This is a genomic window from Gorillibacterium sp. sgz306347 (genome assembly GCF_059735245.1).
In genome coordinates, this window is the sequence record NZ_JCAPET010000026.1 from 43,623 (window position 1) to 58,478 (window position 14,856).

10 protein-coding genes and 2 tRNA genes are annotated in these 14,856 nt (G+C 55.4%); 5 read left to right on the forward strand and 7 right to left on the reverse strand.

Annotated elements, in window-relative coordinates:
• Positions 1 to 10: 10 nt before the first annotated feature.
• Positions 11 to 385 (reverse strand): GntR family transcriptional regulator, encoded by a 375-nt coding sequence (locus tag AC6I6H_RS14655; RefSeq protein WP_497954635.1) that lies wholly within the window; start codon positions 383 to 385, stop codon positions 11 to 13.
• A gap of 141 nt (positions 386 to 526) precedes the next feature.
• On the opposite strand from AC6I6H_RS14655, the gene AC6I6H_RS14660 reads away from it, so the two are divergent.
• Together AC6I6H_RS14660 and AC6I6H_RS14665 are read left to right on the forward strand one after the other, a co-directional pair.
• Positions 527 to 603, forward strand: a tRNA-Arg gene (locus AC6I6H_RS14660).
• A 403-nt stretch (positions 604 to 1,006) separates the two neighbouring features.
• Positions 1,007 to 1,777: a hypothetical protein gene (locus AC6I6H_RS14665; protein ID WP_497954636.1), complete on the forward strand. Its 771-nt coding sequence runs from the start codon at positions 1,007 to 1,009 to the stop codon at positions 1,775 to 1,777.
• 154 nt (positions 1,778 to 1,931) lie between these two features.
• On the opposite strand, the gene AC6I6H_RS14670 is transcribed toward AC6I6H_RS14665, so the two are convergent.
• Positions 1,932 to 2,426, reverse strand: a complete 495-nt coding sequence (locus tag AC6I6H_RS14670) for an AAA family ATPase (RefSeq protein ID WP_497954637.1) — start codon at positions 2,424 to 2,426, stop codon at positions 1,932 to 1,934.
• A 227-nt stretch (positions 2,427 to 2,653) separates the two neighbouring features.
• Between AC6I6H_RS14670 and AC6I6H_RS14675 the strand changes: the two genes are divergently transcribed.
• Positions 2,654 to 5,371 carry a CHASE3 domain-containing protein gene (locus AC6I6H_RS14675; protein WP_497954638.1) on the forward strand — a complete coding sequence of 906 codons (2,718 nt, stop codon included), beginning with the start codon at positions 2,654 to 2,656 and terminating at the stop codon, positions 5,369 to 5,371.
• 109 nt (positions 5,372 to 5,480) lie between these two features.
• On the opposite strand, the gene AC6I6H_RS14680 is transcribed toward AC6I6H_RS14675, so the two are convergent.
• Positions 5,481 to 6,563, reverse strand: coding sequence for an AI-2E family transporter (locus tag AC6I6H_RS14680; protein WP_497954639.1), 1,083 nt, complete (start codon positions 6,561 to 6,563; stop codon positions 5,481 to 5,483).
• A 337-nt stretch (positions 6,564 to 6,900) separates the two neighbouring features.
• On the opposite strand from AC6I6H_RS14680, the gene AC6I6H_RS14685 reads away from it, so the two are divergent.
• Positions 6,901 to 8,241, forward strand: coding sequence for a hemolysin family protein (locus AC6I6H_RS14685; RefSeq protein ID WP_497954640.1), 1,341 nt, complete (start codon positions 6,901 to 6,903; stop codon positions 8,239 to 8,241).
• A gap of 189 nt (positions 8,242 to 8,430) precedes the next feature.
• Here AC6I6H_RS14685 and bacA read toward each other — a convergent pair whose 3' ends face one another.
• The 3 genes from bacA to AC6I6H_RS14700 all read right to left on the reverse strand — a co-directional run bounded on the left by bacA (position 8,431) and on the right by AC6I6H_RS14700 (position 12,645).
• The gene (gene bacA / locus AC6I6H_RS14690) at positions 8,431 to 9,234 is read right to left on the reverse strand and encodes an undecaprenyl-diphosphate phosphatase (protein WP_497954641.1); all 804 of its coding nucleotides are present in this window, start codon (positions 9,232 to 9,234) and stop codon (positions 8,431 to 8,433) included.
• 307 nt (positions 9,235 to 9,541) lie between these two features.
• A complete protein-coding gene (locus tag AC6I6H_RS14695; protein ID WP_497954642.1) occupies positions 9,542 to 11,941 on the reverse strand; it encodes a YhgE/Pip family protein in 2,400 nt (799 codons plus the stop codon).
• A gap of 119 nt (positions 11,942 to 12,060) precedes the next feature.
• Positions 12,061 to 12,645, reverse strand: a complete 585-nt coding sequence (locus AC6I6H_RS14700) for a TetR/AcrR family transcriptional regulator (RefSeq protein WP_497954662.1) — start codon at positions 12,643 to 12,645, stop codon at positions 12,061 to 12,063.
• A gap of 214 nt (positions 12,646 to 12,859) precedes the next feature.
• Here AC6I6H_RS14700 and AC6I6H_RS14705 point away from each other — a divergent pair.
• Positions 12,860 to 12,936 (forward strand) — tRNA-Pro (locus AC6I6H_RS14705).
• Between the two features lie 219 nt (positions 12,937 to 13,155).
• Here AC6I6H_RS14705 and AC6I6H_RS14710 read toward each other — a convergent pair.
• Positions 13,156 to 14,664 carry a glycoside hydrolase family 43 protein gene (locus AC6I6H_RS14710; protein WP_497954643.1) on the reverse strand — a complete coding sequence of 503 codons (1,509 nt, stop codon included), beginning with the start codon at positions 14,662 to 14,664 and terminating at the stop codon, positions 13,156 to 13,158.
• Positions 14,665 to 14,856: the final 192 nt, after the last annotated feature.

Sequence of the window (14,856 nt, forward strand, 5' to 3'; positions counted from 1 at the left end):
GGATTCCTCCTTATTGATCCTCCAGAAGCAGCCGGGCCGCTTCCATAAACTCTTCGTCGCTCATTCCGGTGTCCCGGGCCGCCTCGATCGCCCGCTCCAGATGCTCCTGCATTTCCTTCAGCTTCCGCTCCTTGACGAATTCCGCCCCCGCCTCGGCCACGCTGGATCCTTTCCCCGCCCGGGTGACGATAAAGCCCTCCGCTTCCAGATCGTCGTACGCTTTTTTCACGGTGATGACGCTGATCTCCAATTCCTTCGCCAGCGCTCGTATGGAAGGCAGCATTTCGCCGGGCGCCAGCCGGGCGCTTACAATCTGCTCCACAATCTGCTTTTTGATTTGCTCATATAACGGAGCCGAGTCGCTGTTGGACAAAACAATGTACAAGCCTTCACCCCGCAACTGTTTATACTGTTATTAACAACATATATACAGTTTAGCACGTTTATGCACAGTGTCAAGAGGCCGCCCAACAGTTGGGAATGCTTGCGCAGCCGGAATCCCGCATGGTAAAATAAATGATGCTGCGTTCCCGTAGCTCAGCAGGATAGAGCGACAGTTTCCTAAACTGCAGGTCGGAGGTTCGAATCCTCTCGGGAACGCCAGATTATTCAACGAAAACCCGCGCCAGTAAAGGATTTATAAATCCCCTTTCGTGGCGGCTCTGATAAGATAATGTGAATTGGGAACGGATTGGGAACGTTTTTTGCTAATGGGTTTGACCGGAATTTACTAAAAATGGAAAATTAAAGAGCAGAAAGGCGTTCGGGCCTTCCTGCTCTTTTTATTTTATCGGCGAGTGTTTTTACCCCTCACTTAGGAAGATGGTGTCCAGATAACGGCCTTTCCTACTCCATTCCGTTTTCTTGCGGCTCATTCGGACCTGCAGTGATTTCTCAACGGTCATTTATGGACAACTCTCACTAAACGCAGACATTCCCTATAATTTTTTCATAGGTCGTTGCAGTGTCTTGTTAATTCAATATTTATAGGCGACTGCAAATAAAAATGACCACCACTATATTAAGAAGTATAATAACGAGGGAGGAATACGCTAAGTACTTCTCTCTCATTTTTACTGTAGCCAAGCCAAAGAAGGTGACTAATACGAATTACTTTAATGAAATATCAGGCGAACAATATAATCGATACTGCAATCCCCCTCTGTTCCCCCTGAGCACGATAAGACCTAAAATCGAAAAGTTAGTGACTGTAGAACAACATAAAAAAGATATGTCTATTACAGACCAGTACTTTTTAGCCCCTTTTCTTTTCTTTAATACCGAGATAATGTTGACTATTCCAGCACATGAGGAACAAACTTTAAATACAATTGTCTCGGAAATAGCCCCTCATTTCTCATTAGCGAAAAAGGTAACATTTGATAATCAGTTTCAGGTTATGCTTCAACGACCAATAAAGAACTCATTAACAAAAATGAATGAATTATTACAGAAAAATCAAATGAATCCGTTTATCTATGATCTTTATGCAGACAACAATTGCAACTATCATATGGATACGGATACAGAATCTAAGTATTACAAAGTTGATTTAGCAACGTTTCCCTCAAAAATAGATAACTCGATGACTGAATTATGGAAACTAATTCAAAAAACATATATTGCGGTTAACGGGGAATTAATTCTATCCCCAAAAAACTGGTTATTTGACAACAATTTATCGAATCGCATTGCACTTCAATCGTTGGCTGGTTTCGGCTCTTCTATAATGATTACTGTAAGCGGCGATAGAGTATTATCACTTACTATTCATTGAGTATTCCAATGAAATATAAGAGCAGGAGGCGATACGGCCGGCTTGCTCTTTTATTCATAATCGGCTGACATCAATAGAATCCATGCCATCCCTACCCGCTTTCTTTGGCGAGCGGGTAGGGGTTTTGGTTATTTTTTCATCTTGGTTTGTTCATTTATTCAACCGGATTCCGGTACTGCATCACCCAGTCCCGGATGCGGGCGGCAACCTCGTGCACCGGAGTGGCGGTCGTATCGACAAGCGGGATCGGAGGATAAAACGTCCCGAGGACGGTCAGCATATCGTCGGCAAATAACTTCGACGCCTCAATGATCCACTCATCCCAACCGCGAGCTTCCAGCCGGGCCCGGCGGACCTCGTCGCTGCAGTGCAAATTGAGAAAATAGTATTCATCGATTTTTTGATAATCTTGCAGTTGGCCGAAATGCGAAGGCTTCATGTTGCCGCACAATACAGTCGGAATTCGGCTGTCTGTCAGTGAAAGCACCACTTTGAGCCAGCATTTCCCTTTGCTTTCCCACGTTCCATTGCCCAGAATATCGGCATCAAAAACAGCGGTCCCCGGGAGCATGCGGCGCAAATCCGGAATAACCGACGTCTTGCCGGAGCCGCATGCCCCCGTAACGACAAAAAGCTGGGTTTTGTCCATCCCGTTCCCTTCTCCTCGAGTGCTGCCCCTTCACTTTTGGCGTGCTGGAACATACGAGATTTTTTCTTTCAGTTTATGCGAAACGCCGGTTTCTGCTATACCGGACCTTCCCGGCCATAAAAGCAGATTTCCCCTTTCCGAAGTTTTTATTTCTATCCTAATACTAGGAATATGTATATAATGAAAGATAAGTAACGGAGGAAAAGAATGGATGGGGGGCCGGATATTTGTTAGGCTACTGGAGAACGAACATACGGACCAAGATTGTGCTGGGGTACGTCCTGGTGATCCTCTGTCTGGGTCTGTCCGTTCTGCTTGTGAACGACCGGACGGCTACCATGCAACGAACCACGGAGACCATTACGACGCATGACCGGAATGTAAACGACCTGGCCAACCGGATCGAGAAGCATTTGCTGGATATGGAAACCGGGCAGCGCGGCTTTTTGATCACGGGAGACCTTCGATACCTGGATCCGTATAACGCCGGAAAAATTGAATGGCATGAGGATTACAACAAGCTGCGGCAGCTTATTTCCGACAACCCCGAGCAAGTGCGGCAGCTGGAAGCCATTTTGGCAAATATCGAGGATTGGGTGGATACCATCGGGGACCGCCTGATTACACTGAAACAGCAGGACCGGCAGGACGAAATCCGCCTTTCCTTTGAAAGCAACGAAGGAAAAGCAAAATTCGACACCCTGCGGACCCAATTTGAAACCTTCCGCCAATTTGAAAATGACTTGAGCAGCGAACGCATTGACCGGCAGAAGCAGGCCAACCGCGACCTGATCGTGCTCTTGTATGCCATCTGGATCGCCGTTACGCTGTTGACGCTGACCGTCGCTTTCTTCCTGGCCCGGTCGATCGTGAATCCGATTCATCAGGTGACCGAGGCCATCCGCCGAATCGCCGAATCGCGGGAAACGGGCGCGCGCATAGAAGTGAAGCATTCGGATGAGGTCGGCGACCTGGCCCGCACCGCAAACCAATTGCTGGACCGGTACGAGCAGCAAAGCTGGCTGGAGCGCGGCACGGTGGAGACCACCGCTTCCTTTGGAGGCGTGAGTGACGTAAAGAGGCTGGCGGAGACCTTTCTTTCGAAGCTGACGGAGCAGTTGGAAGCTCCCTATGGAGCCCTTTATGTCCGGGGGGATGATTCGGCCCCGGAACGATACGTCCGTACCGCTGTCTACGCCGGCTCCATCCGGAACGATTCGGACACCGAAACCGAGGCGGCTTTCCGCACCGGAGAGGGGTTAGTCGGCCAATGTGCCAAAGAAAACCGCCGGCTGCTGCTTCAGGAGCTGCCGGACCATTACATAACCGTTCGTTCGGGACTCGGCCAATCGGCGCCGGAGTGCCTGCTGCTTCTGCCCGTCGCCTTTGAGAACAAAGTGCTGGCGGTGCTGGAGCTGGCTTCGCTCCAGACATTCGGTCCCCTTCAGCTGGAATACGTGAGCCGGGTGGCGGCCGCTTTTGGAGCGGCGCTCCACACTACGGTCAGCGCGGCAAAAATCGAACAGCTGTATCGCGAAACGCAAAAGCTCTACGTCGATCTGCAGGTTCAGGCGGAAGAAATCCAGTCCCAGTCGGAGGAAATCCATGCGGTCAACGAGCAGCTTGCGCAGCAGATCGGCCTCGCCAACCGAAAATCCAACGAAGCCGAAAAGGCCAAGGAAGACATCGAGCGGTATGCCGAGGAGCTGAAGCTGAGCTCCCGCTACAAATCCGAGTTCTTGGCCAACATGTCGCATGAGCTTCGGACCCCTTTGAACAGCATGCTGATTCTCTCCCAATTTCTGAGCGAAAGCGCAAATGGCACGCTGACGGAGGAAGAACGGCAATACGCTCATATGATCCATTCCGCAGGCAACGATCTGATGAAGCTGATCAGCGACATTCTGGACCTGTCCAAAGTGGAAGCGGGCAAAATGAACATCGATTTCGGCCCGGTTAATTTGAGCGAGCTGCCCGGCACCGTGGAGCGCCTGTTCTCTCCCCTGGCACAGCAAAAGGGAATCCCGCTCCAGGTGGAAAAGGAAAGCGCCGTCCCCGATCTGATTTACTCCGACGGACAGCGGGTTCAGCAAATCGTCAACAACCTGCTCTCAAACGCGATCAAATTCACCCGGAACGGGTTTGTAAGATTTCGGATGACGCTCGTGAACCGGGAGGACATCGACCTGCCCGAGCTTCCCGTCCTCCCCTACAACCGCTTTATCGCCTTTGAAGTGACGGACACCGGGATCGGGGTTGCCGAAGACAAGAAGGAACAGATCTTCGACGCCTTTAACCAAGGGGACGAGTACATCCAGCGGCAGTTTGGCGGAACCGGCCTCGGGCTCTCCATCTCCCGCGAATTGGCCCGCCTGCTGGGCGGAGGCATCGCGTTGAGCAGCCGGGAAGGGGAAGGAAGCGTCTTTACGCTGTACCTCCCCGCCCTGGAAAACCCGAGCGAAGCCGCGGCGCTGGCGGTCATTGCGGAAACGGCGGCGGCGGCCGACGAACCGGTGTCCGCTCCTTCCGATCCGGATGCGGCAGCCGAGGACGACCCGGATGCGGCCTTCCGCGGCAAAACGGTTCTCCTTGTCGACGACGACCCGCGCAATGTTTTTTCGCTGTCCCAGCCCCTGAAGCAAAAGGGAATGATCGTGTACTCCGCTTACAGCGGCGAAGAATGCCTTCGTTTTTTGCAGCGGCAGCCCGCTGTAGACCTTGTTTTGATGGACATTATGATGCCCGACCTGAACGGCTACGAGACCATCGAGCTGATCCGCAAGGAACCGGCCTTCCGCCAGCTCCCGATCATCGCGGTGACCGCCAAAGCCATGAAGCAGGACCGGGAGCAGGCGCTCCGGTCGGGGGCGTCCGATTACATCAGCAAGCCGGTCAACCTGATCCAGCTGTTTTCGCTGATGCGCGTCTGGCTGAGCAAATCCTGATGCGGCCGTCCGTTTGCGGCGATGAATACAAAAAGCAGGTCCTCCCGGGCTTCACAGCCGCCCGCAGGACCTGCTTTTTCAATAGCGCTACCCGGCATCCTTCGGCGCACTAGCCGACTATTTCATCAAACTTGTCGGCCAGGAACAGCTTGTACACCCGCTTGGCGATGATCTTTAACACCATATAGATCGGAATTGCCAGCAGCATCCCCATGATGCCGTACAGGTCGCCGCCGATCAGCAGCAGCACGATGATGGTCATCGGATGGACTTCCAGACTGCGGCCATAGATCATCGGCGACAATACGTTGTCCTGAATTTGCTGCGCGATGACAATAATAATGATCGACCAGAGGGCCAGCATCGGCGACTCGATAAAGGCGACGATCACGACCGGAATGGCCGCGAGCAGTGCGCCTACATACGGGATAAAATTCAGCACGATGGAAACCAGCGTCAGCAGAAGCGCGTAAGGCAGGTCAATGATCAGGAAGCCGATGAACATCATGACCCCAAGCGCTACGTTAATCAGCACGCGGCTGACGATAAAGCTGCTGAGCGCCGAGTCGATTTCCACCAGCATGTCCTTCGCTTCCGCCTTGTACGAGCGGGGAACGAGCCGCAGCAGAATGCGCCCCAGCTTGCGTCCTTCCTTCAGCAGGTAATACAGCAGGATCGGAACCGTACCGGCCACGATGACAAAGCTGGAAATGAACCCGCTCAAGCTGGCGACGTAATTCGAAACCATGTTAAAGCCCTGGTCGAGGTAATCGGAAAGCGGGAGCTCTCCCGTCGAGCTTTCCGGAAACAGCTTGGACAGGTACCCGTTGCTTTGCAGCCGTTCGTACTGATCCCGCAGGTTCTCCATAAACGTAGGCGCGCTGTTGACGAACAGCAGGATTTGATCCCGCAAATAGGGCCACACGCTGCGCGACAGCACGGCGATGATCAGCACAAACAGAAGGTAAAGAATCAGGATCGCGTACATCCGCTTTAATTTTTGCTTCTCCATGTAATCCACAACGGGCCGGAGCAGATAATACAGGAAGAGAGAAATCATCAGCGGCACAATCATGATGCGGGCAAACGAAAGAAACGGCCGAAAAATAAAGCTGACCTTGTGCCCCAGGAAAATAATCAGCAAAATGCCGATTACCGCCAGGATAAACCTGAAAAACCGCCAGGATTTCACATCGACCCCTCCAGCTGACTACGATTACGATATCCTTACCCAAGATCCGGGGGTTCAAAAAAGGGGCTTCGGGGAACAAAGCGTTTTTTGCGCCATTCCCGCGGTTCGGCCGTACCGGGCAGCCATTGCCGTTTGACGGACTCCCGAATCGGTTATTTAACTCTCAGGACTCCCGGTTTCGGCTGACCTTGTCCGCCCCGGGAGCCCGGCCTGCTTTCATCATAAAAGGTTTGCCATACCCTGTCAAAGAAGCGGCACGCGGGCGTGAACGGCTGCAACAGGCTCCCGCTGCAACCGTTTTTATCCATTCACTTACCTTACACGGGAGGAATGCAAGTTGAGTATCAGCGTGAGCCTTGTCTTGTTTGTCCTATTGATCGCGGCGACCGCGTTCTTCGTCGCTACCGAATTTGCCGTCGTCAAGCTGCGGCCAAGCCGCGCCAACCAAATGGTGGCGGAGGGCAGAAGAAACGCGCTGTCCGTGCAAAAGGTTGTCAATAACCTGGACGGCTACCTCTCGGCGTGCCAGCTGGGCATTACGATTACCGCGCTGGGACTCGGCTGGCTGGGCGAACCTACGGTCGAGCGGCTGCTGCACCCGCTCTTCGAAAGCCTGCACGTTCCGGAAACGCTGACTTCCATCCTGTCTTTTCTCATCGCCTTTATCGTCGTTACGTTTCTTCACGTCGTAGTAGGCGAGCTTGCGCCCAAAACGTTCGCCATCCGCAAAACCGAGCGAATTTGTCTGCTTTTTTGCCCGGCCATCGTTGTTTTCAATAAAATCATGTACCCGTTTATCTGGCTGCTGAACGGCTCCGCCAACGGCATCGTCCGCTTGTTCGGCGTCAAGCCCGCCACCGAGGCAGAGGAAGCCCACTCGGAGGAAGAGCTGCGGATCATTCTTTCGGAAAGCTACGAAAGCGGCAAAATCAACCGGGAGGAATTCGGGTACGTGGACCGGATCTTCAACTTCGATAACCTGCTGGCCCGCGAGATCATGATCCCCCGCATGGACATGGCGTGCCTGTCGACCCAGCAACCGCTGGCGGAAAACCTGCGGACCATCAAGGAAGAGAAATACACCCGGTTCCCGGTTATCGCCGGCAGCAAGGACGAGGTCATCGGGATGGTCAACACGAAGCAATTTTTTCTGGAATACGACGACAACCCCAACTTTGACTTTTCGACGCTCCTGCACCCGATTTTGTCCGTACCCGAAACCATTCCGGTCAAAACCCTGCTGACCCGCATGCAAAAGGAGCAGGTTCATCTGGCGCTGCTGGTCGACGAGTTCGGAGGAACGGCCGGGATGATCACGCTGGAGGACATCATCGAGGAAATCGTCGGCGAAATCCGGGATGAATTCGACACGGAAGAAAAACCGGACATCGAGACGGTCGGGGACAATCACGTCATCGTGGACGGCAAGCTTTCCTTAACCCACGTCAACAACCTGCTGCACGTGAACCTGCACAGCGAAGACGTCGACACGATCAGCGGCTGGCTTCTGGAGCATTTCCCGCACCTACGCGAAGGAGAGACACAGCCGTTCGGGGAATTGACCTTTATCGTGCGCGAACGGGAGGAGCACCGCATCGGGCGTGTGGAGATCATCGGCAACGTGCGCACGGAGGAAGATCCCTTGGAAGATCTGGACACGGCAAAGGACGAGGACTAAGTCGGGCCGTTTCGGAAGACTCCGGCCGTAATCGCCGGGAATCCGGGGAGGCCGGCAGCCGTTTGCCGCATAGGAGAGAAAGCCGCTATAAAGATTAACCCGCCTATTCCGGGAAGCCCCTTTGCAGTACGGGAGCTCGAACACTCGGAACGGCGGGTTATTTATGTAGGACACTTGGGCAAACTGGAATTAGCGGATGACAAAGAAGTAAAACACCGCGGCCAGCACGAACCGGTAGTAGGCAAAATAGGAAAGCTTGACGCGCTTGATCAGCTTCAGAAAGCCGACGATCGCGATCATGCCGACGACAAACGCAGCGGCCAGACCGGCGAGGAACATCCCCAAATCGTCCACCGCCAGGTGCTCCCGGCTTTTGTACAAGTCATAGCCGGTTGCGCCGAACATAATCGGCACCGAAACGAGGAACGTAAACTCGGCCGCCGCTTTTTGGCTCGTGCCGAGGAAAATCCCGCCGGAAATCGTCGAGCCGGACCGCGAGAAGCCCGGCCAGAAGGCCAGCACCTGGAACAAGCCGATGCCAAACGCCTGCTTGTAGGTAATGTCGTCTACTTCGGGCGAGGTGACTTTACGCTTCGAGCGTTCGGCCGCAATCATCAGAATCCCGCCCACAATGAGGCTGACCAATACGGGCTCCGGCCCGAACAGATATTTTTTGATAAATCCGTGCAGCAGGAGAGCGACTACGGCGGCCGGAATCATGGCCAGAATGATGTGCAGCAGGTTAAGGCGATGCTTGCGTTCTTCCCGGGCCCTCTTGGTGAACACCGTGAGCAAATCGATAAATTTGCGCCAATAGAGGACAGCGACCGCCAGGACCGCACCAAGCTGTACGACAATTTCAAAGGTTTTGGCCCGTTCTCCGGTAAAGTCCAGAAGATGGGCGGTCAAAATCATATGGCCGGTTGAAGAGACAGGAAGAAACTCCGTCAGGCCTTCAATGATGCCCAGAATAATTGCTTTTAAAATGTCCATTCGGTCACTTCCTTTCTTTGTTTGGTTTAGCGGAACATTGGAGGATTGGCGAATCGATCTTATCCATTTTAGCGCAAATCGGGGCGCGAGACAAAACGTGCCCTTTTGAATACGGAACGAATGGGCACGGAGCAGCTCTTACGCCTTCTCAGGATATAAAATCCGAACGGCGTCCGGTAGTGACATCCGTCCAAAGCGGAGCGCTGTTCGTATGACATTCGGCGGGTAAGGCAACGTGAGCGATGGACATAAGAAAGCCGCCATGCGCTTTGGCATGGCGGCTTTGGCGTCCGCTCGGAGCGGCTTGTTACATCGCCAGGTTGGTTTCATGGTTTTCCCGTTCGCCGGCCCAGTTTCGGCTGAAGGTGATCACGAGGTACGTCAGGGTGAGAGCGGCGAATACGCCGATGTACCCCAGAAGGACGCCCGCGTTCTCCCACATGGCCGTGAAGTTGCCGCTGGAGATGACATCCTTGAAGCCAAAGACGGAGTATGTCATCGGGAGCAGCTTGTGGAAATGCTGCAGGAAGTTCGGCAGCAGCTCCACCGGGAAGGTGCCGGCCGAGGTGGTCAGCTGCAGGATCAGCAGAATGATCGCCACAAACCGTCCGGCATCGGCGAAGGCCGTAACCAGGAACTGAATGATGGTCATAAACGTGATGCTCGTCAGGATAGACATCATCAGGAACAACGGTATGCTTTGCACCTTGAGGCCAAGCACCGTGAGCAGGATGAGGTCCAGCGCCAGCGCCTGGATCGTGCCAACGCCCACTACAATCAGGAATTTGCTGGTGAACCAGCTGAAGCCGTTCTTGGGTGCCGCAGCAGGCTGCTTGATCGGGAAGACAATCGTCAGAAGCAGCGCTCCGACGAACAGCCCCAGCGAAATGAAGTAAGGCGCAAACCCCGTGCCGTAGTTCGGCACTTCGGTAAATTTCTGTTCGTTGATCTCCACCGGTCCGGCGAACATCGCCATGTTGGCGTCGCTCAGCTTCAGCTTGCCGGTTTCGCTGTCGGCGCTGCCCAGCTTGTCGGCCAGCTCGGCATTGCCGCTGGCGACCTGGGATGCGCCGTCAACAAGCTTGCCGGCGCCTTCGTCCAGCTGTCCCGCGCCGCTCGCCACTTGATCCGCTCCGCCCGCCAGCTTCGCCGTACCGGCGCTCAGCTGCTCGGCGCCGTTGTGAAGCTCGCTGGCGCCCGTCGCCAGCTTGTGCGTACCGGCGGTCAGCTGGCTCGTGCCGTCCGCCAGTTTCCCGGCACCGGCCGACAGCTTGGCGGTGCCCGCCTGCAGCTGCCCGGCACCGGCAATCAGCTGGTCCGCGCCGTCCGCCAGGCGGTCGATGCCTGCCGTCAGCTGGCCCGCGCCCGCCTGCAGCTTGGCGCTTCCGGCCGCGAGCTGTTCGCCGCCGCCCTGCGCTTCTTTCAGCTTGCTGTTCAGCTGATCGAGCCCTTGCTGCAGCTGGGTCGTACCGGCGGCCACTTGCTGCGCTCCGGCGGACAGCTTATCCTGCCCCTCGGCGGCCAATTTCAGCCCTTCGCTGACGCTCTTGCTCGCCGCGAGCAGTTTCGCAAAGCCGGGGTCCTCCGCCAGCTCCGGATGGGCCTTTGCGTAGGCTTCCAGGCCGCCTGTCACGCCGTCGGAACCGGCGGACAGCTTCGCCATGCCTTCCTTGGAAGCCGTGAGGCCCTTCTCCAGCTCGCCCGCTCCGCCCGCCGCCTGCGCGGCTCCGGCCGACAGCTTGCCGCCGCCTTCTGCGAGCTGCCCCAGCCCGCCGGCCAAAGTCCCGGCGCCCTGGTGCAGCTCGTCGATGCCGCCGCTGAGCGCGCCCGCGCCGTCCTTCAGCGCGCTCACGCCAGCCTTGAGCGGCGCCGCGCCCTGTACCAGCTTGTCGAGGCCGTCGCCCAGCGCGTCGGCTCCGTTCTTCAGCTCGGTCGCCCCACTCGCCAGCTGCCCGGCGCTGCCGTCCAGGGTTTGCAGACCGCCATCCAGTTGGGCGGCTCCTCCCGCCAGCTTGGCGGTGTTTTCATCCACCAGCTTGACGCCGCTCGCCAGTTCTCCGGCGCCCGAGGTCAGCTTTTCGAGGTTGGTTTTGACCGTCTGAATGCCTTCGTCCACTTGCTGGGAGCCGTCGGCCAGTTTCTTGGCTCCGTCTCCCGCTTGCCCAATGCCGTCCGCCAGCTTTTGCACGCTTTCGAACGTCGCTTGGGTGTAGGCTTCGGTCACATTCCGGGAAAGCTCGCCCTTGATCCGTTCCATCGCCGTTTTGCCGATTTGACCGGCCAGGAAGTTATAGCTTTCGTTCGGAAGGTAATAAACCTCGGCCTGCTGCGGCTGATCGTCGAGCACGGTCGTGACCTTCTCGGTGAAATCGGCGGGAATTTCAATGGCCATGTAGTACGTCCGGCTGGACAGGCCGCTTTCCGCCTTCTCCTTGCTGACAAACTGCCAGTCAAAATCCTTGCTTTCCTTTAATTTGTCCGCCAATTGCTGGCCGACGTTCATCGACTCTCCGTTAAACTCGGCTCCCTGGTCGCTGTTGACGACCGCCACGGGAAGCACATCCATTTTGTCATACGGGTCCCAAAACGCCCACAGGAACATCCCGCAGTACATAAGGGGCACCAGCAGCACCGCGATAAGCGGGATCAATACCTTTTTGTTGCGGACAATGGACGACAGCTCACTGCCTAACGATTTTGTTTTCATCGGTTTCCTGCCCTATCCTTTCTGATGATAAAATTTCTCTTTTCGGCTGCCAGCCGTCTGTAGTCAATCGGCGTTCTTGCGTTTTCCTGCGGAGGAACGTCCCGCTTTCCCCCGTCCCGTCAGTCTTGGGGCAAAGCCAGCCCTTCGATCAGGTACAAGCGGAACAGCTCGGCGATCTGCTCGTTTTGCAGCTTGCCGTGCTTTTCGCCCCACTCAAATACAAAGGCGACGTAAAGCTTCAGCATGACGAAAGCGGTGATCTCGGGATCGCACGGCCGAATTTCGCCCCGCGCCAAAGCCCGCTCTACTTCCCGGCGGATAAAGCCGATGATCGCCTGCTCCACGCTGGCGAGCGCCTCCGCCGCCGCGGGCGTGCCCATGTTGCGCGCCTCGTGCGTCAGCTGAATGGTCAACTCATGCGATTCGCGGAACCGGACCATCGCCAGCAGCACCTGATGCAAATTTTCAAAAAAGGACGTTTGCTCGTCCAGCACCGACTCCGCCACCTGCTTCATCTGCTGAATGAACCGGTCCATGATGGCCCGAAACAGCTCATCCTTGTCGGCAAAAAACGTATAGATCGTTCCCTTGCCCACATTGGCGTCGCGGGCTACTTTGTCCATGGTGGTGGCTTTGTAGCCGAAGATGCTGAAAGAGCGGGCGGCGGCGTCCAGTACAGCCTGCCTTCTGTCTATGGTAGCGATCGGTTTCACCTCCTTCGACGAAAAGTGACTAAATGTCCAATTTGGTCAATTTGTTCTGAGGACCATTCTACTCCCCTTCGCCCGAACTTTCAATCCCTTTTTCATGCTTTTTCAAAAATCTTTTTTGATTGCTTGCGAAAAAAGGTTTGCTTTTTCTATCCGATGTGATATAATCTTTTTTGCTGGTGTTAAAACCGGCGGGTGAACAACCCATCGAGACGTGGCTCAGCTTGGTAGAGCGCTTGCTTCGGGAGCAAGAGGTCGCAGGTTCAAATCCTGTCGTCTCGACCATACATAAGAAACAGACCGCAGTCGGCTGACTGCGGTTTTTTTATGCCCAATAACGAGGTTCTGTAACCAGACCGGAAAGAATACATCCCCTAGCCTTTTCATTAAGGTAGTGACTCCGAATTATTTTTGCGAAGTGGTAAACAACAAGGGAGCTCCTTTGGGGAAGCTCCCTTGGCTTTATTTTTTCCAGCTTGAGCGGCTCACTGCTAAGCCAAACACCTAATCCGCCAACGGGTTGTAATCAAACCAATCGAAATAAGCCGCATTCGCGCAGTCCCTGCCGTTGCCGGTCGCATACAGCACGATGTAGGCCCCGGTGAACTTCCCGCCCACTTCCGTGGACAAATAGTGGACTTCCCCTTCACCCAGCGGTGCGGGTTCGCCGCCCTCCGGCGCGTAGCTGAACCGGTACATGGTCGGGCTGGCGTCCAAACCCAAAATCACGCGGTCGTGCTCATAAGGGACGCACTGCTCCACCTTCCACAGGGTTCCGATCTTTCTGCGGAAGAGGATGGACCTCCGGCCGTCCACCCGGGCAAGCGCGATCTCATAATGGTGGTCGCAGTTGAGAAACACGCTTAACCCCGCCTCTTCCCCGTCACTCCTAGGGGCAAACGAAAGCAGCGTCCGGACGGAGCAGTCCATGTGCTGCTGCCTCCTGCCCAGCCAGGCGGAGGTCTCCTGGTCGTTCAGACTGACGGCGTTGCCCCGCAAGGCCAGCCATCCGTTCTTCTCGTCCAGCGACCACAGCTCATCATTGGGATTGTAGATAAAATTCCAGCTAAGGTCCAGTTTTCCGGCGTCAAAATCATCCCGGACCGCTTTTTTGGGGTAGGTTACTTCGGGCAAGCAGGGCGCTTCCATCTCCAGCACGATGGTGCCCTTGTTTCCGATCACGGGCCAGCCCTCTTCGTCCCACATCACCGGCGCCAAAAAGGTTTCTCGGCCCAAGTGATGCCGCTCCGGATAGGGAACCGGCCGAATGGCCAAGCAGACGGCCCACCAGCTTCCGTCGTGCGCCTGTATCAGATCCGCATGTCCCGTGGCTTTCACCGGCAAAGGCATGCTGCGGTTGGACAGCACCGGGTTCCTCGGGCAAGGCTCGTAAGGCCCGTCGACGGTCCGGCTCCTCGCCGCCGTTACCATATGCCCCTGGGAAGTTCCCCCCTCGGAAATCAGCAGGTAGTAATAGCCGCCGATTTTGTACAGATGCGGCCCTTCCGGATCGGCCCCGCCCGTCCCCGCCCAGATCGATTTCGGCTCGCTCAGCACCTTGCCGGTGTTCACATCGAGCTCGCACAGGTAAATCGTCTGGGATGTCCCGGTGTAATACACTTTCCCGTCCTCGTCGAAAAAGAGGGAGGGGTCGATGCCCGGCAAATCGATCCAGACCGGGTCGGACCACTCGCCGTAGGGATCGTCGGTCCAAACCAGAAAATTGCCGCCTCCTGCGATGTTGGTGCTGATGACGTAATAGCGCCCTTCGTGGTAACGGATGGTCGGCGCATAAATGCCGAGGCCGTTCGGGTACCCTTTTTCCAGCCGGACTTGACTGTTCCGGGTCAGACAGTGGCCGATCTGCTCCCAGTGCACCAGGTCCTTGCTGTGAAAAACCGGAATGCCCGGGAAATACTCAAACGTGCTGTTGACCAGATAATAATCGTCTCCGACCCGGCATACGCTGGGGTCCGGATAGAAGCCGGGAATGATCGGGTTCTTGTACTTCATCTTTTCCTCTCCTGCTTTCCATTTGTCGGCCTGCCGGAATAAAGCGGTTTCATTCCTGGGGAATATGCTGTTTTAACCGGGACGGCGCGACGATTTGTACTCATCATAAAGCCAAGCTTTCATTATTTCAATACTCGGAAAAACGTCCCGGACGTTTCCACCCGTGTTTGAACCGCGCCCGTCCAGGGTAAA